At 63.1% G+C, this 23,048-nt stretch carries 20 protein-coding genes; 10 read left to right on the top strand and 10 right to left on the bottom strand.

Features of this window, described 5'->3' with window-relative positions; genetic code table 11:
* Window positions 1-18: 18 nt before the first annotated feature.
* Window positions 19-2,334, bottom strand: coding sequence for a glucose/quinate/shikimate family membrane-bound PQQ-dependent dehydrogenase (locus tag GA829_RS17625; protein WP_195173984.1), 2,316 nt, complete (start codon window positions 2,332-2,334; stop codon window positions 19-21).
* Window positions 2,335-2,517: 183 nt separating this feature from the next.
* Here GA829_RS17625 and GA829_RS17620 point away from each other — a divergent pair, with 183 nt between their 5' ends.
* Window positions 2,518-5,184, top strand: a complete 2,667-nt coding sequence (locus GA829_RS17620; RefSeq protein ID WP_195173983.1) for an ATP-dependent helicase — start codon at window positions 2,518-2,520, stop codon at window positions 5,182-5,184.
* A gap of 4 nt (window positions 5,185-5,188) precedes the next feature.
* Here GA829_RS17620 and GA829_RS17615 read toward each other — a convergent pair whose 3' ends face one another.
* Both GA829_RS17615 and GA829_RS17610 read right to left on the bottom strand, forming a co-directional pair.
* Window positions 5,189-5,503, bottom strand: coding sequence for a ferritin family protein (locus tag GA829_RS17615; protein WP_195179711.1), 315 nt, complete (start codon window positions 5,501-5,503; stop codon window positions 5,189-5,191).
* Between the two features lie 295 nt (window positions 5,504-5,798).
* Complete coding sequence (locus GA829_RS17610) at window positions 5,799-6,644, bottom strand: LysR family transcriptional regulator (protein ID WP_195173982.1); 846 nt, start codon at window positions 6,642-6,644, stop codon at window positions 5,799-5,801.
* A 176-nt stretch (window positions 6,645-6,820) separates the two neighbouring features.
* Between GA829_RS17610 and GA829_RS17605 the strand changes: the two genes are divergently transcribed.
* The 3 genes from GA829_RS17605 to GA829_RS17595 are packed head-to-tail and all read left to right on the top strand — an operon-like array spanning window position 6,821 to window position 8,930.
* Window positions 6,821-7,906, top strand: coding sequence for an amidohydrolase family protein (locus tag GA829_RS17605; protein ID WP_195173981.1), 1,086 nt, complete (start codon window positions 6,821-6,823; stop codon window positions 7,904-7,906).
* Window positions 7,903-8,283 carry a Rieske (2Fe-2S) protein gene (locus tag GA829_RS17600; protein ID WP_258051639.1) on the top strand — a complete coding sequence of 127 codons (381 nt, stop codon included), beginning with the start codon at window positions 7,903-7,905 and terminating at the stop codon, window positions 8,281-8,283. The genes GA829_RS17605 and GA829_RS17600 overlap by 4 nt, the downstream gene beginning before the upstream one ends.
* Before the next feature lie 29 nt (window positions 8,284-8,312).
* A complete protein-coding gene (locus GA829_RS17595) occupies window positions 8,313-8,930 on the top strand; it encodes an HD domain-containing protein (RefSeq protein ID WP_195173980.1) in 618 nt (205 codons plus the stop codon).
* Window positions 8,931-8,967: 37 nt separating this feature from the next.
* Here GA829_RS17595 and GA829_RS17590 read toward each other — a convergent pair whose 3' ends face one another.
* Window positions 8,968-10,521, bottom strand: coding sequence for a trimethylamine methyltransferase family protein (locus GA829_RS17590; RefSeq protein WP_195173979.1), 1,554 nt, complete (start codon window positions 10,519-10,521; stop codon window positions 8,968-8,970).
* 13 nt (window positions 10,522-10,534) lie between these two features.
* On the bottom strand, window positions 10,535-12,943 hold the full coding sequence (locus tag GA829_RS17585; RefSeq protein WP_195173978.1) for a GcvT family protein: 2,409 nt from the start codon (window positions 12,941-12,943) through the stop codon (window positions 10,535-10,537).
* 272 nt (window positions 12,944-13,215) lie between these two features.
* Between GA829_RS17585 and GA829_RS17580 the strand changes: the two genes are divergently transcribed.
* Window positions 13,216-14,706, top strand: a complete 1,491-nt coding sequence (locus tag GA829_RS17580; RefSeq protein ID WP_195173977.1) for an esterase-like activity of phytase family protein — start codon at window positions 13,216-13,218, stop codon at window positions 14,704-14,706.
* A gap of 53 nt (window positions 14,707-14,759) precedes the next feature.
* On the opposite strand, the gene GA829_RS17575 is transcribed toward GA829_RS17580, so the two are convergent.
* Entirely contained in the window at window positions 14,760-15,551 is a 792-nt protein-coding gene (locus tag GA829_RS17575) for a L,D-transpeptidase (protein WP_195173976.1), read from the bottom strand.
* A 251-nt stretch (window positions 15,552-15,802) separates the two neighbouring features.
* Between GA829_RS17575 and GA829_RS17570 the strand changes: the two genes are divergently transcribed.
* Window positions 15,803-17,275, top strand: a complete 1,473-nt coding sequence (locus tag GA829_RS17570) for an MATE family efflux transporter (RefSeq protein ID WP_195173975.1) — start codon at window positions 15,803-15,805, stop codon at window positions 17,273-17,275.
* A gap of 134 nt (window positions 17,276-17,409) precedes the next feature.
* On the top strand, window positions 17,410-17,985 hold the full coding sequence (locus GA829_RS17565) for a TMEM175 family protein (protein WP_195173974.1): 576 nt from the start codon (window positions 17,410-17,412) through the stop codon (window positions 17,983-17,985).
* 6 nt (window positions 17,986-17,991) lie between these two features.
* Here the strand turns inward: GA829_RS17565 and GA829_RS17560 are convergent, their stop codons facing one another.
* Window positions 17,992-18,273: a hypothetical protein gene (locus GA829_RS17560; RefSeq protein WP_195173973.1), complete on the bottom strand. Its 282-nt coding sequence runs from the start codon at window positions 18,271-18,273 to the stop codon at window positions 17,992-17,994.
* Window positions 18,274-18,409: 136 nt separating this feature from the next.
* Between GA829_RS17560 and GA829_RS17555 the strand changes: the two genes are divergently transcribed.
* Window positions 18,410-19,276, top strand: a complete 867-nt coding sequence (locus GA829_RS17555; RefSeq protein WP_195173972.1) for an SDR family NAD(P)-dependent oxidoreductase — start codon at window positions 18,410-18,412, stop codon at window positions 19,274-19,276.
* A 4-nt stretch (window positions 19,277-19,280) separates the two neighbouring features.
* Here the strand turns inward: GA829_RS17555 and GA829_RS17550 are convergent, their stop codons facing one another.
* From GA829_RS17550 to GA829_RS17540, 3 genes are all read right to left on the bottom strand, one after another.
* Window positions 19,281-19,709 (bottom strand): low affinity iron permease family protein, encoded by a 429-nt coding sequence (locus GA829_RS17550; RefSeq protein ID WP_195173971.1) that lies wholly within the window; start codon window positions 19,707-19,709, stop codon window positions 19,281-19,283.
* Between the two features lie 478 nt (window positions 19,710-20,187).
* Window positions 20,188-20,826: a DapH/DapD/GlmU-related protein gene (locus GA829_RS17545; protein WP_195173970.1), complete on the bottom strand. Its 639-nt coding sequence runs from the start codon at window positions 20,824-20,826 to the stop codon at window positions 20,188-20,190.
* A gap of 42 nt (window positions 20,827-20,868) precedes the next feature.
* Window positions 20,869-21,357: a CreA family protein gene (locus GA829_RS17540; protein WP_195173969.1), complete on the bottom strand. Its 489-nt coding sequence runs from the start codon at window positions 21,355-21,357 to the stop codon at window positions 20,869-20,871.
* 202 nt (window positions 21,358-21,559) lie between these two features.
* Between GA829_RS17540 and GA829_RS17535 the strand changes: the two genes are divergently transcribed.
* Entirely contained in the window at window positions 21,560-22,138 is a 579-nt protein-coding gene (locus GA829_RS17535; RefSeq protein WP_308462343.1) for an SCO family protein, read from the top strand.
* Between the two features lie 10 nt (window positions 22,139-22,148).
* Window positions 22,149-23,021: a 50S ribosomal protein L11 methyltransferase gene (locus GA829_RS17530; protein ID WP_195173968.1), complete on the top strand. Its 873-nt coding sequence runs from the start codon at window positions 22,149-22,151 to the stop codon at window positions 23,019-23,021.
* Window positions 23,022-23,048 lie beyond the last annotated feature (27 nt).

Here is a 23,048-nt window from a genome sequence, read left to right as displayed (position 1 = left end):
GCGCCCGGTAACCGTTCGCTACTTCGGCAGCGCGTAGGCGATCACATAGTCGCCCGGCTTGGTGCCGACCGAACCGTGCCCGCCGGCAACGATGACGACGAACTGGCGGCCGTCGGCCACCGTATAGGTCATCGGCGTCGACTGCCCGCCGGCCGGCAATCGCGCCTGCCAGAGCTGCTTGCCCGATGTCAGGTCGTAGGCGCGGAAATAGTCGTCGACGGCAGCGCCCAGGAAAGCGACCCCGCCAGCGGTGATCATCGGCCCGCCAATGCCCGGCACACCCACTTTCAGCGGCAAGGGCAAGGGCGTCATGTCGTAGATGGTGCCGTTGCGGTGCTTGTAGGCGATCTTGCCGGTGCGCAGGTCGGCACCCGCGACATAACCCCAGGGCGGCGCCTGGCAAGGCACGCCAAGCGGCGACAGGAACGGTCCCATCACCACCGCGTAGGGCGCGCCGTCATTGCGGTTCAGCCCCTGCTCGCTGCCCTTGGTGTCGCCGGGCGGCGGCACATCCGCGCGCGGAATGAGCGTCGATGTGAAAGCGAGATAGGTCGGCATGCCGAACATCACTTGCCGGACCGGATCGACCGCCACACCGCCCCAGTTGAAGGTGCCGAAATTGCCGGGATAGATCAACGACCCCTGCAGGGACGGCGGCGTGTAGCGGCCCTCGTAGCGCAGCTTGTGGAAGGCGATGCGGCACGCCAGCTGGTCGAACATGGTGATGCCCCACATATCGGCATCGGTCAGCGGCTTCGGGTTGAAGGACAGGTCCGACACCGGTTGTGTCGGCGCCGTATGATCGCCCTCGATGGCGCCGCCGGGCGCCGGCACTTCCTTGACCGCGATGACAGGTTCGCCCGTGCGCCTGTCGAGGACATAGAGGTCGCCCTGCTTTGTTGGGCCGACCAGCGCCGGCACGACGGTGCCATCGGCTTTGGTGATATCGACAAGGCTCGGCTGCGCCGGCACGTCCATGTCCCACAGGTCATGATGCACCGTCTGCCGCACCCATTTCAGCTGCCCGGTGTTGAGATCGAGCGCGGTGATCGAGGACGAAAACTTCTCGACATTGGCGCTGCGGCCGGCACCGAGCTGGTCCGGCGTCTGGTTGCCGAGCGGCACATAGAGCAGCCCGAGCTTCTCATCGGCGCTTGGCGTCGACCACATGTTGGGCGAGTTGGCCGTATAGGTCTGTCCTGCCGCCAGTGGCGTTGTCTGGTCCGGATTGCCGGCATCCCAGTTCCACACCAGTTTGCCGGTGCTGACATCGAAGGCGCGGATGACGCCGGACGGTTCCTGCGTCGAATAGTTGTCGTTGACCGCGCCGCCGACGATGATCTTGCCGCCTGAGATCAGCGGCGCGGAGGTCGAGTAGTAGTAGCCCGACTTCGGATACGGCATCCCGGTTAGCAGGTTCAGCGTGCCGGCCTCGGCGAAGGCCGGGCAGACTTGCCCATTCGCCGCGTCGAGCGCGATCAGCCGCGCGTCGGATGTCGGCAGATAGACGCGCGAGGCGCAGGGCTGGCCGGCGCCGATGGCGGCGTCGGCATAATAGGACACACCACGGCAGGTCTGGTGCTGGCGGTCCTTGTCCAGCTTGATCTTGGGGTCGTAGCGCCATTTCTCCTTGCCGCTGGCTGCATCGATGGCGATGGCGAAATTGTGCGGCGTGCAGATGTAAAGCGTGTCGCCGATCTTCAGCGGCGTCACCTGATAGGTGGTCTCTCCGACATCGTCGGGGCCCTTCACATCGCCGGTGCGGTAGGTCCAGGCCGGTTGCAGGTTGGCGACATTCTCCGGCGTGATCTGGTCGAGCGGCGAATAGCGCTGGCCGTATGGCGTGCGCCCGTAATAGTGCCACTCGCCCGCCGGCACGGTGCCGCCGAGATCGGCGGCCGGTATCACCTTGTCGGTGTCGAGCTCGCCGGCAATGTCCTTCGGGTCCACCGTCATCGAATAACCGGCGACCGCCAGCGATGCCAGCACCGCGAGAATAAGCGGTGCCCGCGCATCTGGTCCGACAAGCCCTCGCCTCGCCCACGGCGTCAAAAGCCACAGCGCCATCAGCACGATAATGCCGCCGCGCGGACCAAGCTCCCACCAGTCGAAGCCGGTTTCCCAGACGGCCCAGGCCAGCGTGCCAAGCACGATCGCGGCATAGAGCCAAAGCCCGGTGGAGCGGCGGCGGTAGAGCAGCCACGCGGAAATCACGAAGGCGATGCCGACGATGATGTAGTACCAACTACCTCCCAGCGAAGCCAACACGACACCGCCGCTGCCAAGCACCAGACCGATGAGAAAAAGGATGAGGGAGGTGATGGTGACAGCCAAGATGATACTCCTTCGACTGTTGCGTTTTGCGACGCTCGTGGACAGGCCTATGCGCCCCGCCTGTCCACAACACAGCTTTCTCCCGCCCGCCGCGCCTGTCAAGCAGGCCGAAGGCGATCAAAACTGGAACAAAACGTAGACACTTCTGGCCTTTCGCTGCCGAATCACTACATTCGGGGGGAGATGTCCGGCTTTTCCGAAGACATGCCCTTTTTCGATGAACCCAATGCGCGGCCCACGGCCCCGTCGGGCATTGCCGCGCGCGCCATGGCTGCCCGCGGCGGCCACAACAGCGCGACCGACTATCTCAAGGGTTTGAACCCGGAGCAGCGGCTGGCGGTGGAAACCACCGAAGGCCCGGTTCTGGTACTGGCCGGCGCCGGCACCGGCAAGACGCGGGTGCTCACCACCCGCATCGCCCATATCCTCGCCACCGGTCGCGCCTTCCCCTCGCAGATTCTCGCCGTCACCTTCACCAACAAGGCCGCGCGGGAAATGAAGACGCGTATCGGCCATCTCGTTGGCGAAGCGGTCGAGGGCATGCCGTGGCTCGGCACCTTCCACTCGATCGGCGTGAAGCTGCTGCGCCGCCACGCCGAGCTTGCCGGCTTGCGCTCCGACTTCACCATTCTCGACACCGACGATGTCGTGCGACTGATCAAGCAGCTGATCCAGGCCGAAGGGCTGGACGACAAGCGCTGGCCGGCCAAGCAGTTCGCGCAGATGATCGACGGCTGGAAGAACAAGGGGCAAGGCCCGGCCGAGATCGCCGAGGGCGACGCCCGCGCCTTCGCCAATGGCAAGGGTCGCGAACTCTACAAGGCCTACCAGGAACGGCTGAAGACGCTGAACGCCTGCGATTTCGGCGACCTCCTGTGCCACCCGATCCGCATCTTCCGCGCCAATCCGGACGTGCTGAAGGAATATCACAAGCGCTTCAAATACATTCTCGTCGACGAGTATCAGGACACCAACACCGCGCAATACATGTGGCTGCGGCTGCTCGCGCAACGGCCGGATGCAGGGCGAAGCAGCTCAACGTCGACAGACCTGCGTACGGCCGAAAGCCGCAAGCCCGACCGGGCGTCCGAGCCGTTGCGAGGCTCGCGCGGAGGGCCCGCGCCGGCAGGCGCGGAACAGCCCGCGAGCGACAACAAAGTCAATATTTGCTGCGTCGGTGACGACGATCAATCGATCTATGGCTGGCGCGGCGCCGAGGTCGACAACATCCTGCGCTTCGACAAGGATTTTCCTGGCGCCACCATCATAAGGCTGGAGCGCAACTACCGCTCCACCGCACATATCCTGGGTGCGGCCTCCCACCTCATCGCCCACAATGAGGGACGCTTCGGCAAGACGCTGTTCACCGACCGCGACGAACCCGAGGACGGCAAGGTGCACGTCCACGCCGCCTGGGATTCCGAGGAGGAAGCCCGCGCAGTCGGCGAGACCATCGAGACCTACCAGCGGCAGAAGCACAAGCTCAACGACATGGCCATCCTTGTGCGCGCCTCCTTCCAGATGCGTGAGTTCGAGGACCGCTTTGTCACGCTCGGCCTCAACTACCGCGTCATCGGCGGCCCACGCTTTTACGAACGTCTGGAAATCCGCGACGCCATGGCCTTCTTCCGCGTCGTCGCCCAGGGCGCCGACGATCTCGCCTTCGAGCGCATCGTCAATGTGCCCAAGCGCGGCCTGGGCGAAGCCACCATCCGCCAGATCCACGACACAGCCCGCGCGCTGCGCATCCCGATGCTGGAGGCCGCAGCCAAGCTTGCCGAAAGCGACGAGATGAAGCCGAAACCGCGCGCCGCCTTGCGCGAGGTCTCCGCCAATTTCGAACGCTGGCAGAAGGCGCTGGAAACCACGCCGCACACCGAACTGGCCGAGACCATTCTCGAGGAGAGCGGCTATACCGACATGTGGAAGAACGACCGTTCGGTCGAAGCGCCGGGCCGGCTGGAAAACCTGAAAGAGCTGATCCGCTCCATGGAGGAGTATGAATCGCTGCGCTCCTTCCTCGAACACGTCGCGCTGGTCATGGACGCCGAGCAGAACGCCGAGCTCGACGCCGTCAACATCATGACGCTGCATTCGGCCAAGGGCCTCGAATTCGAGACCGTGTTTCTCCCCGGCTGGGAGGAAGGCCTGTTCCCGCATCAGCGCGCGCTCGATGAAGGCGGTCGTTCCGGACTGGAGGAAGAGCGCCGTCTTGCCTATGTCGGCCTCACGCGCGCCAAGAGGAACCTGCACCTCTGGTTCGTCTCCAACCGGCGCATCCATGGCCTGTGGCAATCGACCATCCCGTCGCGCTTTCTCGAGGAACTGCCGGAAGCCCATGTCGAAATCGCCGAAAGCGGCAACAGCTACGGCGGCTATGGCAACAACTATGGAGGCGGCTCGTTCGCCTCTGGCCGTGGCGGCCAGGGCGCTGGACGGCAAAATCCCTATGGCGCCTCGCGCTTCGACAATGTCGGCGCGGAAAAATCCGGCACCTTCTCAAACACTTACGCCACACCCGGCTGGCAGCGCGCGCAAGCGAACCGCACCGAGGCGACCGACCGCAACTGGGGCAGCCGCTCAGGCCATCATGTCGAGCGCATCGGCTATGGCGAAACCGACTCCGGCTACGGCGCCGGCCGCACCTCCGTCAAAGGCCGCACCATCGACGGCGAGCTGGTCGCAAAATCCGTCGCCGACACGCCATCCGCGTTCAAGGTCGGCGACCGTGTCTTCCACCAGAAATTCGGCAACGGCAACATTTCCAACATCGAAGGCAACAAGCTGACCATCGACTTCGACAAGGCCGGCCAGAAACGCGTGCTCGACGGGTTTGTCGCGGCGGTGTGATCGATCAATCCACCTTCTTCTCGCCCCTCTCTCCGGCCTTCACAATATCCCCCGTTGTAAACAGGATCTCCTTCAGTTCTGCCCGCCAGTCTTTCTTCTGGCGCAGCAGGAATTCGAGGTCCATGCCGAAATGCTTGAACTCCTCGCTCTGCGCGTTCTTCATGATCGCCTTGGCCTGCGAGTCCTTTTCCACCGACATGCGCTGTTCGTACCAGCTGATCGCTTCCGCCTCCTCGATCAGCGACGTGATCATGCGGGCGAACGTCCGCACCTTCTGCGACAGTTCCTCGGGCGGTTCGTGATACTGGTCGAAACCCATGTCGTCGTCCTCCTTGGTGATGATTTGTGGATAGGCTGGAGATGCGCGAGAGCGTATTCCCTTGAATGCGCTGGCAAGCCGCTGGTTCCAGGGCATTGCCGCATTGCCGAGCCAAGGAGCCAGACGGTGCACCGTCATCAGCTGGGCCCGCTACGCCGGGTACTCCGCCTATGACGAGGAGAGCGATCTCTTCACGCTCGACAACCCGACATAATCCGGACGACGGTGAATATGGGCCGTCGTCGGAAGTGCCTGTTGCGCACGGCCCGACAAGAGGCGCTCTTGGGCTCGGAGCCTACACCGTCATGAGTTTGAGCGCCTTGAGCAGGCGAACATGAGTATGGGAGTGGTGGTGGCGGACATGCACGGCCGAATAGATCGGATGTGAGATCTTTGGCGCGTCGGCAACGACCTGTGCCACGCCCTCCTGCCGCAATTTCTTCGCCACCGTTTCGGTGACGAAGGCGGTGCCGCCCCGGCTTCGCAGGAGGTAGGCGACGGCACCGCCATTTCCGGTCGAAACCGAGCTGTTTTCGAGCTCCGGAAGCATCTGCTTGTGAGCCCTGTTGAAGAAGGCGGAGTAGTTGGCGCGGATATAGTCCGCTGGCGTAATCCCGTCGAACGCGACCCCGCGCGTGGAGACCATCACAAAACTCTCTTCGGCGATCTGCTCGTAATGCATGTCGGGAAGATGCTGCGGCGAATAGAGAACCGCCAGATCGAGGCTGCCCGTGGTCAGATCCAGGATCATCTGGTTGGAATAGTCGATTTCGACATAGATCGCCATTTTGGGCAGCGTCGCCCGCACCCATTCCAGCCATTCTCCCAGGACGCGCTCGTAGAGTTCGAACTGTATGCCGATGCGGATGAGACGGTCGAACTTGCCGACCGACTGGATTTCGCGACGCGCATCCAGCCATCTGAGCTTGACCGCCCGCGCATGATCCTCGAACCGGATACCGGCGGTGGTGGGCTCGGTTCCGCTCTTGTTGCGGATGAACAGTTGCTTTTCCAGCAGCGCTTCAAGCGTGCGGATGCGGCTTGAAACGGTAGATTGCGTGATGCCCAACCGTTCCGCGGTCCTGTTGAAGTTGCGGGTCTCGATCAGATCCAGGAATGTATCGAGCAATTCAATTTGCATTTGAGCCACCGGACGGATGATCCAGTCACACGGCTATCGCTTTTTCGTCCTGTCCGACAATGGGTAATCGGTTTCTTCGATTAAAGTCCCGCCCGCGAATGCGTTGCCGGGCTTCTCATGGAAGCGCACCTTCGGAGCATCTTTCACGATACCCCCTTTTGGCAGGTGATGCTTCAATGTTTATCGTCGACACGGACGTGCACAACTATTGGTCCAGTGCCGAAGTCCTGCTCCCCTATCTCGATCCCATCTGGCGCGACTTCCTGATCCGGGGCGAAAAGCCCGGGCCGACCGGAAGCTTCCCGCATGGGCATCGCCCATGGCTGCATCCCGAAGGTTTCTCGCGGCATGATATCAAGCCGCAGACCGAGGAGGACAACTACCTGATCATGAAGGAGAAGCACCTCGATCTCTACGGCATCGATGTGGCGATCCTCACCGCCGACGAGCCGTTGGAAGCCTCGACGCTGGCCAACTACCATTACGCCAACGCGCTGGTGAAAGCCTACAACGACTACATGGTCGACTGGTGGTTGCCCAAGGACAAACGGTTCAAGGGTTCGATCGTCATATCCGCGACCGATCCGCACGGTGCCGCGGCCGAAATCAGGCGTCTCGGTGGCCACAAGGACATCGTCCAGGTCCTCGCGAGCCACGGCTCGCAACGCCCTTATGGCGATCCGTTCTACCACCCGATCTTCGAAGCCTGCGCGGAGGTCGGCTTGCCCTTCGCCATCCACTTCGGCGGCCAGGGCGGCGTCAACCACAACGCCGTCGCGAGCGGCCCGACGACCTATTATTGGGAAACGCATGCGCTGCTCAGCCAGCCGGCCATGACCCATGTGGCGAGCATGATTTCCAACGGGGTGTTCGAGAAATACCCCGATCTGTACTTCGTCGTCATCGAATGCGGTGTGTCATGGGTGCCATCGCTGATGTGGCGGCTCGACGCCAATTTCAAGGCACTGCGCAAGGAGACGCCCTGGCTGAAAATGCTTCCTTCTGAATATTGCCGCCGCAATATCCGCTTCAGTACCCAGCCACTCGAGCAGCCGCAAAACGTCAAGCATCTTTGGGAGACGCTCGAGCATATGGACGGCCAGAACACGCTGCTTTTCGCATCCGACTATCCACACTGGGATTTCGACGCGCCGACCAATCTCCATATCCCTTCCGCCTGGCGCGAGAGGGTCATGGGGCTGAATGCGCTTGAGGTCTACAAGCGCATCGAAGCACCGGCCGCCGTCGCGAGGGTCGCATGACGATGCCAGTTGCAACTGCCCCGGCACGGACCTTTGCCTGCAAGGTCTCCGAAGTGGCGATCGGGCACCCCAGGATCGTCACGTTCGGCCGGATGAGTGTCGGCATATTCCTGCTCAACGACGGCTATGCCGCCCTGCTCAACATCTGCCCGCACCGTGCAGGCCAGCTTTGCCAGGGACCGATATGCGGCACCACGAAGCGGACCGACAGGGCCGAGTTCATCTACGAGCGTGCCGGCGAACTCATTCGCTGTGCCTGGCACGGCTGGGAATTCGAGATCAGGACGGGGAAATGCCTCGTCGATGAGAGGCTGAAGGCGCGGACGTTCGCCGTGCATGTCGATGGCGATGACATCTATGTCGAACTGGGTCGATAACGCTTCGACAAGGGCTGGAGACAATGACCATGGACATCGTGAAATTCACCCAAATGAAGGATGGCGACCGCGAGGACTACGCTTTCCTGACCACACATGAGATCGAGTACGCCGCAGGCACGGCCGATCGCTTGCTGACGGCCATGGTCGACCTAGACAAATCGCTATCCGGCTACAAGGTAACGCGCCTTGGCCATTCCCTGCAGGCCGCAACGCGAGCCTGGAACGCGGGTGCTGACATCGACTGGGTGGTCTCGGCTCTTCTGCATGATATCGGCGACATCTACGCACCGTACAACCATGATGAATATGCCGCCGCGATCATCCGGCCTTTCGTGCGGGAGCAATGCGCCTGGGTCGTCGAGAAGCATGGCGATTTCCAGCTGCTCTACTACGGCGAACATGTCGGAGCCAATCCGCACAAGCGGGATGCTTTCCGCGGCAGTGCCTATTTCGACGATTGCGCGGATTTCTGCGAGAAATGGGATCAGTCCAGCTTTGATCCGAACTATCCGACACGGCCGCTGGAATTCTTCGCACCGCTGGTGAGAGAGGTCTTTGCGCGCAAGAGCTATGACCCGGCGATCACCAGAGCCGGAGCGCGTGTTGCGATGTCGGATGACAGTATCGCAGCGAAGCGCTCATGATTCTCGGTCCGCCACCTGATCCAAAATCGCCGAACTCTCACGACACCGGCGCCGCTCCACCCTGTTCGGTGCGGCGCGCGATGAATTCGTCGAGGGTACCAGCAGTGGCGACAGCCGAAGCTGGCGGTTCGAAATCGGCAAGCGCCCGTCTCCACACGCCGGTGGCGCGTTCGGTCGCTGTCTTCGAGCCGCTTTGCGTCCAATTGCCGAAATTCGACCAGTCGGCGACCAGCGGCTCGTAGAACGCCGTGCGGTATCGCGCCATCGTGTGGCCGGCCGAGAAGAAATGGCCGCCCGGCTGCACCTCCGCGATCGCCTCGAAGCCGATGGCATCGCTGTCGCCAGGCGTCGCCGCGCAGAGTTCGCCAACGGTCTGCAACGCCTCGATATCGGTGACCAGCTTCTCAAAAGAGACGCTCAAGCCGCCTTCCAGCCAGCCGGCGGCATGGATGCACACGGTCGCACCCGCCAGCACCGAACCCCACAGCGCGAACTGTGTTTCATGCGCTGCCTGCGCATCCGAAATGTTGGCCGCGCTGCCGCCACCTGAACGCCACGGCAAGCCGGTGAAGCGCGCCAGCTGGCCGGCGCCGAGCGTCGCCTTGACGTGCTCGGGCGTGCCGAAGGCCGGCGCCCCGGACTTCATGTCGACATTGGAGGAGAAGGAACCATAGACGACGGGCGCACCCGGCCGAACGATCTGCGCCAGCGTCAAGCCGGCCAGCGCCTCGGCATGCTGCAAGGTCAGCGCGCCGGCCACGGTGATCGGCGCCATGGCGCCAGCCAGGCAGAAGGGCGTGATGATCGAAACCTGCCCGGCCTTGGCGAAATCGATGATGCCTTGCGCCATCGGAATGTCGAGCTGACGCGGCGAGTTGGTGTTGATGACCGTGTAGCAATAGGCATTGGCGCGGAACGCGTCTTCAGAAAGACCCCGCGCCAACCGCAGCATCTCGAACCCGTCCTCGACCTGCGGCGTGCCGCGCGCGAAGACGAAGGGGAACTTGTCGGACAGCGTCAACTGGGCACGGTTGACGGCATAGTGGCGAAAGCGGTTGTCGACATCCTGCGGCTCGATGCAGGGGCCGAGCATGTGCAGCACGTCATAGTGCTGTACGAGGCGGATCAGGTCCTCGAAATCGGCGAGCGTGCCCGGCCGCCGGCCGCGCTCGAGATCGGTGACGTTGGGCGCTCCGCACCCCGCCAAAAACGTCATCGAGCCGAGCTCGAGCGTCAGGTCGCGGGCGCGCGCTCCGGCATGGGCGTGGATCGACTTCGGCGCCGAGGCGAGCGCCGCCCCCACAACGTCGCGGCCGATGCGCACCATGTCCGTGTCAGCATCGACCAGGGCGCCCGCGCGGGCGAAATGCTCACGCGCCTCAGGCAGCAACACCTTGATGCCGAGCTCCTCCAGCACGCGCAGCGCCGTGTCGTGGATCGCGGCAACCTGGTCGTCCGAAAAGATCGGCTGCGGCAGGAACGGATTTCTCAGCGTGCGATAATCCGGCTTGCGGCTGGTTTCCGACCCGGCTTCGCCGGTTCGCCCGCGCCGGCGCTCGCGCCTGCTGTCACGTGCCGCGTCATCGACCATCAGAAACTCCTCCTCATTGCCGCATCGCCTTGCTCTCGGGGTCGTAGGGCGAGGCCGCGATGACACGCGCCGGCCGCTCCGTGCCGACAATATGCACCGACAGTGCGGTACCCTCGCCCGCGAAATCGCGATCGACAAGCGCCAGCGCCAGGCTTTTGCCGACCGTGTAGCCATAGCCGCCTGATGTCACGAAGCCGACGCGGCGGCCCTGGTGCCACACCGGCTCGAAGCCGCTGGCATCGGCGTCTACGGCCTCGACCTCCAGCGTCACCAGGTGTTGAGCCGTGCCGCCGCGTTCCTTCAGCGCCGCTTCGCGGCCAATGAAGTCGCCCTTGTCGAAGGCAACAAACCGGTCCAGGCCGCTCTGGGCGGGCGTATAGCCTTGCGTGAATTCGCGCGACCAGATGCCAAAGCTCTTCTCCAGCCGCAGCGCGTTCAGCGCGTAGTAGCCGATCTCGGCCAAGCCCAGATCCTCTCCGGCGGCCAGCAGCGTCTCGCGCAACGTGGCATGCATGGTCACCGGGCAGTTGATCTCGAAGCCGAGTTCGCCAGCAATCGACAGACGGGCAACCCGCGCCTGCACCATGCCGATGTCGAAGGCGCCGCAGGCCATGAACGGCAGCGCCTTGCCGGACAGATCCTGATGCGTCGTCCGCTCCAGGATCTTGCGCGCATTCGGTCCGGTCAGCAGGAATCCGCTCATCGTGTCGGAGAGATCGGTGACACTGACGTCCGCCGCCGCATGGCTCTCGAACCACCGCATATGGAACTCCCTGAGATAGTAGGAGCCCATCAGCCAATAGTCGCCGCCGCCCCAGTTGATGACAGTGAGATCGCCCTTCAGCCGGCCATCTGGCCCCAGCATCGGCGCTAGCCTCGCCCGGCCCGCGTTTGGCAGCTTGCAGGCCAGCAGCCGGTCGAGCCATGTCTCCGCGCCCGGCCCTGATATGGCATACCGCGCGTAGGCCGAGATATCGACCAGACCCGCCGCGCTGCGAACCTGCCGTGCTTCGTCGCCGACAATGTCGAAGGCGTTGGAGCGTTTCAGCGCGGTCTCCTCGCGAAAGCCCAGCGGCGCGAAATAGGCCGGGATTTCCAGCCCCCATGACGCCGTCCATTCGCAGCCCGCCGCGCTCATGCCGTCATAGGCGCCGGGACGTTTCAGCGGCCTTCCAGCCGGAAGGCGCTCGTTGGGGAAGGTCATGACGAAACGGCGCGAATAGAACTGGCGTGTCGTCTGCTTGAGATATTCGCGGTTGGCGGCAAAAGCGCCGTAGCGGGCAATATCCATGCCGAAGATATCGGCTTGCGGCTCGCCATGGATCATCCATTCGGCCAATGACTTGCCGACGCCGCCACCCTGGCTGAAGCCGGCCATGACGCCACAGGCGACCCAATAATTCCTAAGGCCGCGCACCGGCCCAACAATCGGATTGCCGTCGGGCGTGAAGGTGAAGGCGCCGTTGACCCATTTGCGGATGCCGGCGGTGGCCAGGCACGGAAAGCGCTCATAGGCCTTGGACAGTTCCGGGCTGATCCGGTCGATGTCCTCAGGGATCAGCTCGATGCCATAGTCCCATGGCGCTCCATCCATGTTCCAGTGCTTCGGGTTCTGCTCATAGACGCCAAGCAGCACGCCCTTGCGCTCCTGCCTGAGATAGGAAAAGCCGTCGAGATCGACCGCGAGCCCCAGTTCCTTGTCGAGCGCGGCGACCTCCGGGATGTCCTCGGTGATGAGATAGTGATGCTCCATCGGCGTCACCGGCAGGTCCACACCGGCCATGCGGCCAAGCTGCTTGGCCCAGAGACCACCGGCGTTGACGACATGCTCGGCAATGATCGTGCCCTGCTCAGTCACGACATCCCAGCGGCCATCGGCACGAGCCTTCAACGCGACGACGCGGTTGCGCAAGATGACATCGGCGCCGCGTTTCTTCGCGGCGCCGGCATAGGCATGCGTGGTGCCGTAAGGATCGAGATAGCCTTCGTTGGAATCGTGGAGGCCGCCAAGGACGCCCGTCACGTCGATGATCGGGCAGATCGCCTTGATCTCGTCGGGCGTCACCAGCCGCGCCGTCTCGATGCCGACGGACTGGAACACCGCCCAGGCCGATTTCAGCCATTCCCAACGCGCCGGATCGCTGGCGATGTTGACGCCGCCGGTCATATGCAGACCGGCATTCTGGCCGGATTCAGCCTCGATCTCGCGGTAGAGCCTTATGGTGTAATCCTGTAGCGCCGCGACATTGGGATCGGCGTTGAGCGCATGGAAACCGGCCGCCGCGTGCCAGGTCGACCCGGCCGTCAGTTCCGAGCGCTCGATGAGCGCGACATCGCTCCAGCCGAATCTCGCCAGATGGTAGAGCACCGAGGCGCCGACCACGCCTCCCCCGATGACGACTGCGCGGTAGTGCGACTTCAAGGCTTCCCCTCCCCGGCTGGTCAGATGCCGGCAACATATACGTACTAGACATAAGTGTCCAGTACGTTGCGAAAGCACCTGACAAGGCTGTTTTCGATCTATGGCCAGAGGCTCGAAAGGGCAGCTTCGTCTGCTGTCACGCGGCTATCATGTTCGCACCCTAGACCGCTTTTGAACGGCCTTCGAAGCGGCGGCCCGCCCGCTCCCAAGGCAACATCCTCAATCTCGTCGATCCGTTCCGGCACGCGCCTGTCCATCAAAGGGAAATCGTCATGAAATATCTTCGTCCATTCTCGCTAAGGCTCGTCGCAGCGGCACTTGCGGCCTCCGCCATGTCGCTGCCCGCGCTCGCTGACAGCGCGGTCACCGTTGGCGGCACCAGCTTCGTCAACAAGGGCCTGGTCGGCGTCGGCCGCATCCCTGCTGCCCAGCGCGACAAATTCGGCGAAACCTTTGGCTCGGGCTCCGGCATGGCGATCGACACCGCCGGCTGGAAGCATGACGCCGGAACGTACAAAGGCTCGCTATGGCTGCTGCCGGACCGCGGCTACAACGTCGCCGGCACCACCGACTACCGCCCGCGCCTCAACACGATCGGCATCGAATTCGCACCGGTGGCACCGGGTGCCGCCCCCGCCGCCGGCCAGGAACAGGCTGGCGTCAAGGCCACGCTGACTGAGACCATGCTTTTGACCGACGACAAGGGCGCGGACGCCACAGGGCTTGACCCGCTGAACGGCGTGCGCGCCGCAAGCGGCGACATGCCTGTTCTTCCGCAGGCCGACAATGGCAAGCTTTCGCTCGACAACGAAGCGATCGTGCGGCTGCCCGACGGCTCGATGTTCATCTCGGATGAATACGGCCCCAACATCTATCGCTTTTCGGCTGACGGCCACTTGCTGTCGGCGACCCAGCCGCCGGCCGCCCTTGTGCCGATGCGCCACGGCGCGGCGAATTTCGCCTCCGACAATCCGGGCCCGGGCGCTGCCGAGCCGGATCCGAAGGATCCCGAGACCGGCCGCCAGAACAACCAGGGCCTAGAAGGCATGGCGATGACGCCGGACGGCAAGTTCCTGATCGCGGTGCTGCAGTCGGCAGCGCGGCAGGATGGCGGTGACTCGCCTTCGACACGCCAGAACACCAGGGCGCTGGTCTATGACGCGTCCGACCTCGGCCATCTCAAGCTGGCCCACGAATATGTCGTGCCGCTGCCGGTGTTCAAGGACGCCAAGGGCAAGACCAAGGTCGCCGCGCAGAGCGAGATCGTGGCGCTGTCGGACAAGGCTTTCATGATGATCGCCCGCGACAGCGGCAACGGCCAGGGCGTGAAGGGTGACGCCTCTCTCTACCGCCAGATCAACATCGTCGATGTATCGGCAGCGACCGATATCGCCGGCGGACCTTTCGATGCCGCCGACAAGCCGGTCGCGCCCAAGGGCGTCATCGACCCATCGGTGACGCCGGCCAAGCTGACGCCGTTCATCGACATCAACGACAATGCCGAGCTCGGCCGTTTCGGCCTGCACAATGGCGCGCCGAACGACCACAACAACCTGTCGGAAAAGTGGGAAGCCATGTCGGCCGTCAGCGTGCTCGATCCGAAGTTGCCCGACGACTACTTCCTGTTCGTCGCCAACGACAACGACTTCCTCGCCCAGGATGGTTTCCAGGTCGGCGCGCCCTACAAGGCCGACGACGGCGCCAATGTCGACACCATGTTCCTGGTCTACCAGGTCACGCTGCCGGGCCTGACAAAGAAGTAACAACCACCGCAAAGGCGGGCGCTTGGCGCGTCCGCCTGTTAGGAGCGTGAAGGCTACTTCAGCATCTCCGCGTCCTTTGGCACGCCGGCATCGATCGGCTCGGCCATCCTGTTCGACACAGCTGTGATCTTGGCGGCGGGCGACAGGTTGGCGCGCACAAAGACCTGCGCCGGGCCGTTGACGCGGCTGTAGAGGTCGATGATGTCCTGGTTCATGAAACGCACGCAGCCGGACGATGCGTTCTTGCCGATGGAATCCCACTCCGGCGTGCCATGCAACCGGTACATCGTGTCCTTGCCGTCGCGGAACAGATAGAGCGCGCGGGCGCCGAGCGGGCTCTGCGGACCGGGCGGCATACCGTCCTTGAATTTCGCCAGTTCAGGCCGGCGCTGGATCATTTCTGGCGGCGGCGTCCAGACCGGCCACTTCTTCCGCGCCTGAACCACGGCGGTGCCGGTCCATCCGAAGCCGGCCTTGCCGAGGCTGACGCCATAGCGAATGGCCTTGCCGCCATCGCGCACCAGATAGAGGAAGTGCTCCGAGACATCGACGACGATCGTGCCGGGTTTTTCGCCGGTCGGATCGGCCACGATCTGGCGCACGAATTTCGGATCGAGCTTGGCGACCGGGATGGCCGGCAGTTGAAAGCCCTCATCGGTGCGTGCGGTATACATTGTCGCGGTATCGCCAAGCGCAGGCCCAGGCGGCGCCGCGGCCACTGGCGGCGGCGTAACCACCTCTGTCGTGGTGCAAGCCGAAAGGGCCACGGAGGCCGCGCCCAAAGCGGACGCACCGAGAAACGCACGCCGGCTCAGGCGCTCAAAAAAGATCGGACTGTCGGACATGAACCCCCCGGTTTATCCATAAGATCTAGTAGGAATACGACCCCACAAGGATCAGTATCCCATTCTGGAAGCTTTGAGAACACGGTGAACAAAGGCATGCGGACTGCCGTGCTCAGCGCATCTGTCGGCGCTCAAGGCCTGGCACGATCGAATGCCGCGACTTCGGCCACTGCTCAACAGCGCGGGGTGCATCCCGGTCCGGCCTGCGATATCGTCGCCGCGTCAGATTCACATTTGCCAGGTTGCTTGTCATGGACGAAAAAATGCCCACGCGCCGGCGGACCGGCGACCTGACCAGCGGCCCGATCCCGCGCACGCTTCTGCTGTTTGCCCTGCCGGTGCTCGGATCCAACGTGCTGCAGTCGCTCAACGGCTCGATCAACGCCGTCTGGGTTGGCCGCTTTCTCGGCGAATCGGCACTCACCGCCACGTCCAACGCCAACCTGGTGCTGTTTCTGATCCTTGGCACGGTGTTCGGCATCGGCATGGCGGCAACCATCCTGGTGGCGCAGTCGGTCGGCGCCCGCGACCTGCCCGAGGCACGGCGCATCGTTGGCACCAGCGCCACCTTCTTCTTCCTCGTCTCGGTGGTATTCGCGGTCTGCGGCTGGATCTGGGTCGACGCCATCCTCAACACACTCGGCACGCCGGCTGACGCCTTGCCGCTGGCCCGCTCCTACCTGCGGATCATCTTCGTCGCCGTCCCGATGATGAACCTGTTGTCCTTTGTCATGACGGTGCTGCGCGGCGCCGGCGATTCACGCACGCCGTTCGTCTTCATGGCGCTCGCCGTCGTGCTCGATATCATCCTCAACCCGTTGCTCATCCGAGGCATCGGGCCGTTTCCGGAACTCGGCATCGCAGGCTCCGCCACCTCAACGCTGATCGGTCAGACGGTCAGCGTCATCGCCATCCTCATCGTGCTCTATGTGCGCAAGCATCCATTGCGGCTGGCCGGCGCCAACCTCGCCTTGCTGCGGCCGGACCCGGCTCTGCTGCGCATCGTCGTCTTCAAGGGCGTGCCGATGGGCCTGCAGATGATCGTCATCTCGGTCTCGGCACTGACCGTGATGGGCATCGTCAATTCCTATGGCTCGCAGGTCGCCGCCGCCTATGGCATCGCCGCGCAGCTGTGGACGTATATCCAGATGCCGGCGCTCGCCATCGGTGCGGCTGTCTCCTCCATGGCGGCGCAGAATGTCGGCGCCGGCCGCTGGGACCGGATCGGCCGCATCGCCGCCTCCGGTGTCGGCTTCAACCTGCTTCTCACCGGCGCCTTGGTTGCCCTGTTATACGTCTTCGACCGTTCGATCCTCAGCCTGTTCCTGAGCAGCGACAGCGCCGCGATCGACATTGCCGCCCACATCAACAATGTCGCGTCCTGGTCGTTCATCCTGTTTGGCATCACCATCGTGCTGTTCGCGACGGTGCGTGCCACCGGCGCTGTCATGCCGCCGCTGATCATCCTGGTGATCTCGGTGCTTTTCGTACGCACCAGCTTCGCCTATTTCATGCGCGGCGTGTTCGGCGTGGAGGCCCTCTGGTGGAGCTTCGCGGCCGGTTCGATCACCTCCCTGGTGCTCGCTGCGGCCTATTATCGCTTCGGCGGCTGGCGCACCATGCACATGATCGAGAACAGGCCCGCAGCCGGCGAACCGCCGGACACCGGCCTCGGCGTCCCGCGCCAGCGCGCGCATCTGTCGCCTGAAACGCCGAACGGCTGAACGCTGTTGAAAGCCCGCCAGGCTTTCGGACCGGCACCTGGCCGGCCACCTAGCCAGAGCGGTAGTTCGCTGCATGAGAGATGGCGTCCTTGAATTTCCTCCCCTAAACCTGTGCCAGCAACCAGGGAGGTTTTATGGGCAAAGGCAGGGTCGAGGCATTCACTGACGGCGTCGTCGCCATCATCATCACGATCATGGTGCTTGAGCTGAAAGTGCCGCATGGCGAAGATTTTTCCGCCCTGGTGCCGCTGTGGCCGATCTTCTTCTGCTACATTCTGTCGTTCATCAATGTCGGCATCTACTGGAACAATCTGCACAACATGTTCCACACCGTGCAGCGTGTTGATGGCCGCGTGTTGTGGGCGAACCTCCACCTGTTGTTCTGGCTGTCGCTGATGCCGGTGACCACGGCCTTCATGGGCGAGAACCATTTCGCCGAGGTGCCGGTCGCCGTTTATGGCGTGGACTTGGCGATGTGCGCGATCGCCTACACCATCCTCGTCGTCATGCTGCACCGGCTTCATGGCCAGGACACGACCTTCGCCAAGGCGATCGGCAGTGACCGCAAGGGAAAGATCTCCATGGCCGCCTATATCGCGGCCATTCCCCTGACCTTCGTCAGCCAGTGGATCGGCATTGCGCTTTATGTAGCGATTGCCGCAATCTGGTTTATACCGGACAGGCGGTTCGCACGGCTTCTGGACAAGTAACCGCCCCTATTTTCGCATCGCTTTGAGCTTTTCCGCCACGGAAGCGGCAAGGTCGGCATAGCGCTCCTCCAGCCGCTCGGCCGCCTTGATGATCGAGAAATCATGGCCGAATTTTTCAAGCGCCATGCGCAACTTCTCGACGAACTCGGCCTGTTTTTCCAATGCCGAGAACAAGGTTTTCACCTGTGTTTCGCTGATGTCGGGATTGGCCAGCATCTGCGGCACCTCACGGCCCATCTGGTCGCCGGTGGCGGTCTGCTGCTTCAGGATTTCGACCCAGTCCGTCAATCAGGAAGTCTCCGGTTTGTCGCGGCACAATGCGCAGCCAGGATCAGCCCGGTCAACCCGCGGGCACGCGAGCAAGACTTGCGTGAACGCCTTGCCGCGCTAAGTTCGGCATCATCAGGACAAGGAAATCATCCCAATGACCACCGACGCCGAAATCCAGACAGCCCTGCCCGCGCTTGGCCCGGGCAATGTCGCCGTCATCACCGGCGCTGCCAGCGGCATCGGCCTTGCCGCGGCAAAGCGGCTGGCGGCCATGGGCATGAAGATCGTACTGGCCGATATTGGCGGTGCGCGCCTCGATGAAGCAGCCGGCGCGGTCGGCAAGATCGCCGGCAGCAGCGCTGTGCTCGCGGTCGCCACCGATGTCTCGCGCGCCGACGAAGTCGACCGGCTGGCGGATCACGCATTCGAAACCTTCGGCGGTGTGTCGCTGCTGATGAACAATGCCGGCGTCGGCAAAAACCCGGGAAAGCCCTGGGGAAACCGCGACGCCTGGAAGCAGTTGCTGGGCATCAATTTCTGGGGCGTCGTGCATGGCGTCGAGGCTTTCGCTCCGCGCATGCTGGCGTCATCCAAGCCCGGGCTGATCATCAACACCGGCTCCAAGCAAGGCATCACCACGCCGCCCGGCAACCTTGCCTATAATGTTTCCAAGGCCGGCGTGAAAACCTTCACCGAAGGTCTGGCGCACGCGCTGCGCAACGAACCCGGCGCCCATATGTCGGCGCATCTGCTCATTCCGGGTTTCACCTATACTGGCCTCACGGAAGGCGCCACCGAGAAACCCGCCGGCGCCTGGACTGGGGAACAGGTGATTGATTTCATGCTGGAATCGCTTGTCCGAGGCGACTTCTACATCCTTTGCCCTGACAATGAGGCCCAGCGCCCGATGGATGAGAAGCGCATGGCCTGGGCGATCGGCGACATCATCGAAAACCGCCCTGCTCTGTCGCGCTGGCATGCCGACCACAAGGATGCCTTTGCCAGCTTCATGAAGTCCTGACGGATCACGCAGCGCGTTTTTTCGGTGCGCGCTTCTGCGTCACGGCCTTCTTCGCGGCCATGTCGGCGATCTTCTCGTCGTGGCGCTTCGCTGCCCGCTCGCATCTGTCGCGGATCTCCTCGACCTCGGATTCGGTCAGGTGCTCGATGCCGATGAAGTGGTTGTGCCCCTCGCTGACGCGGATCAATTCGTCCAGTTTGGCCTGAATCGCCGCACCATCGCGGTTCTGGGTGTTCTGGATGAGAAACACCATAAGGAAGGTGATGATCGTGGTGCCGGTGTTGATGACGAGTTGCCATGTGTCGGAGAAGCCGAAGAATGGCCCGCTCACCGCCCAGACAACAACGATCAGACAGCAGATCGCAAATGTCAGCGGCAATCCTGTGAGGTGCGCAACCCAGTTGCAAACCTTGGTAAAAGTCTTCTCGATCATCGAAGCCCTCAATAGCTGATGTAAAACGTGGGTTGCCGAAATTCCGGCTGACCCGCGCCCGGTTTCCGTTCCGGATAAACATCCGTCAGCCGCTTCCGGTTCCCGACGACATCAAATACAACCAGCACAATTGAATACACGCAATAAGAGCAAGGGACCGAAAACACACTTTATGGGTTTGTCGCGATAGTAACCCTGCAGGCATGAGAGCCTGTTCCTTCCGCTTCACAGCGGTTTAACTCCAGCCCCTTCCGCCGCGCCACCCCCGCATGGCGGAAGGGGTTTCAGTCCGGAGCGCGCGGAGAATGGTTCCCTAAACGCGCCCGGCCTGCTCCACGACAGACAATCAAAGCCCTTACCGCACATTGCCTGGCGCCGCCGGCCTCGGCCTGGAGATGGCTCGTGCCGGCACCGTCGCCAGGGCCGATCCGGTGCCCAATGACACTAGTGAAATAGCCTGGCCCCACAAAACCCGCGATCAGGCGTCATTTTCCCAGCGGTCGAGGAAGGCCTCGATCGGCATGGCCTGCATGTCGGGGATTGACCTGGCGAGTTTCTCGACCGGCCAATCCCACCAGGCGAGCCGCTCGATCCGCGCGGCCACGTCGGCGTCGAAACGCTGCCTGACAGGCTTCGCCGGCACGCCGGCGACAATGGCATAGGCTGGAACGTCGCGCGTCACCACCGCGTTGGCGCCAACGATCGCGCCATTGCCGATACGAACGCCGGGCATGATCACCGCGCCGTGGCCGATCCAGACATCATGGCCAATGGTGACGGCTTTCGCCTGCCGTCGCGCGCGAAAATCCGTATCGACACCCAGCCAGCGGAAATACTCGTTTGGCCGATAGCTGACCTTGTGCTGGGTCAGCCGTTCGATCGGATGCTCCAGCGCATTGATGCGGCTGTTGGCGGCGATCGAACAGAATTTGCCGATCACCGTGTAGATCGCTTCCGCATGCCGCTCGAAATAGGAGAAGTCGCCGACCGTCACCTCGCGCAGCACGACCCGTTCGCCGATCGAGGCGTAGGGGCCGAGCTTGCATGCCTTCAGTTCCGCGGTTGGATGGATGCGCGGCTCGGGATCTTTCAGGACGAGGTTTTCAGCACGGTCCATGCGGCGCATTTACGCCGGCATGGGTTGTCCCGCAAGGCCGGCTTACTTTGGCTTGCCGTTGGTCCATACCACGTTCTGGCCGTAGAGCGGCACTGTGGTGACCGACATTTTCGCCGAACCGTTCTGCACCTGGCGCGAATGCGAGAGATAGATCAGCGTCTCGTTGGCTTTGTCGTAGATACGGTTCACCACCTGCTTCTTCCAGATCAGGCTGATGCCTTGCTTGAACACTTCCTCGCCGCCCTCGCCCATGTCGATATCGCCGATGGTGATCGGACCGGTCTGGCGGCAGGAGATGGAGGAATCGGACGGGTCTTCGAACCAGTTGCCCTTGTGCAGACGGTCGATGATGCCGCGATCGAAATAGGAAACGTGGCAGGTCACGCCCTCGACCTTCGGATCCTTGATCGCCTCGACGATGATGTCATTGCCGAGCCAGTCGACACCAACCTTGCCCACTTCCTCGGCGGCAGCGGCACCAGCGCCAAGAACAACACACGCGGCCAGCGCGCCACCAAGCAGTTTTCGCAAAGGAGCCTCCTGCGGTTCGAGTTTTGCCGATCTCAGGTGGGATAAGCCCGGCCCTATTACAAGCAGTCGCTCTTCTCAACCCCGGAAAGTCCCGCCGGTTGCGGCAACGCGACATCTTTGCCTGAGTGCCGCCGAACCGCTAAGACTGTTCCTCCTGGCGCGGCGGCGTCACCCAATGAAATCGACGAACGGACTTTCCCTGATGATGCGTTCCATCCTGATCGGCATTCTCGTCCTGATGGCGGCCGGCATCGGTTGGCTGACCTTCGACTGGTATCGCGGCCATTACGGCGGCGAACCGTTCGGAGCGTCCTTCACCCTGGTCGATCAGAAGGGCGCGCCGATCACCGAAGCCGCCCTGCGCGGCCAGCCCAGCATCGTGTTCTTCGGCTTTACCCATTGCCCCGAGGTCTGCCCGACCACGCTGTTCGAACTGGCCGGCTGGCTGAAGACGCTGGGCGATGACGGCAAGAACCTGCGCGCCTATTTCGTCTCCGTCGACCCGGAGCGCGACACGCCCGAGATCATGAACGCCTATGTCAGCAATTTCTCCGACCGCATCACCGGCATCACCGGCGACCCTGACAAGGTCCATGCCATGGCCAAATCCTTCGGCATCTACTGGAAGAAGGTCGACACCAGCGATGGCGACTATACGATGGATCACACAGCCTCGGTGCTGCTGCTCAACGCCAAGGGTGACTTTGCCGGCACCATCGCCTATGGCGAGAGTGCGGATACCGCCATTGCCAAACTGAAGCGGCTGGCGGCGAAAGGCTGACACTCCTGATATGACGCAGACGCGGTTCCATTTCACCACCGGCAAGATCGAGGCCGAGCGCATTTTCGCGGCCCTTGAGATGGCCTTCGAGGAAGAAGGCCTTCCCATCGCGGTGCTGGAGGTCGATGAAGACGCCGACATCCACGAAGTCTCGCTCTACACCGAAGATGATGTCGACGCGGTCGAGACGCGGATGAAGGGCGTCCTTGCCGACCTCTCCATCCAAAAATCGATCGAGCGCGAGGCCTTGCCCGACATCGACTGGGTGGCGCGCTCGCTGGATGGGCTGAAGCCGGTCCGCGCCGGCCGTTTCTTCGTCCACGGCGCGCATGACCGCCGCAAGCGCCACAGCGGTGAGCTTGCGATCGAAATCGAGGCCGGCCTTGCCTTCGGCACCGGCCATCATGGCACCACCGCAGGCTGCCTCGAGATGCTGGATCGTGTCGTGCGGCGCGAGCGCCCGCGCAATGCGCTCGACCTCGGCACCGGCAGCGCGGTGCTGGCCATCGCGGTCGCCAAGATGGCGCATATTCCGGTGCTGGCCACTGACATCGATCCGGTGGCGGTCAGGGTTGCCGCGGCCAACGCCCGCCTCAACCACGTCAAGGCGCTGATCGAAACAGTGACGGCGCCCGGCTTTCACCATCCGATCTTCGGCGCACGCGCGCCTTTCGACCTGATCGTCGCCAACATACTGGCGCGGCCGCTGATGCGGCTTGCACCCGAAATGGCGCGGCACATCACGCTTGGCGGCTCGATCGTGCTGTCAGGCATTCTCGACCGGCAGCGCGACGCCGTTGTCGCCGCCTATGTCGGCCAGAATTTCCGCCACGTGCGAACGTTGCACCGCGAAGGCTGGGTGACGATCTATCTCAAGCGCTGAGACACCGCCGCTGGACCAGATCCCGGC

Source organism: Mesorhizobium sp. INR15, assembly GCF_015500075.1.
GTDB lineage: Bacteria > Pseudomonadota > Alphaproteobacteria > Rhizobiales > Rhizobiaceae > Mesorhizobium.
Note: the sequence above shows the minus strand (reverse complement) of the source record. Positions and strands in the feature narration are given on the sequence as shown.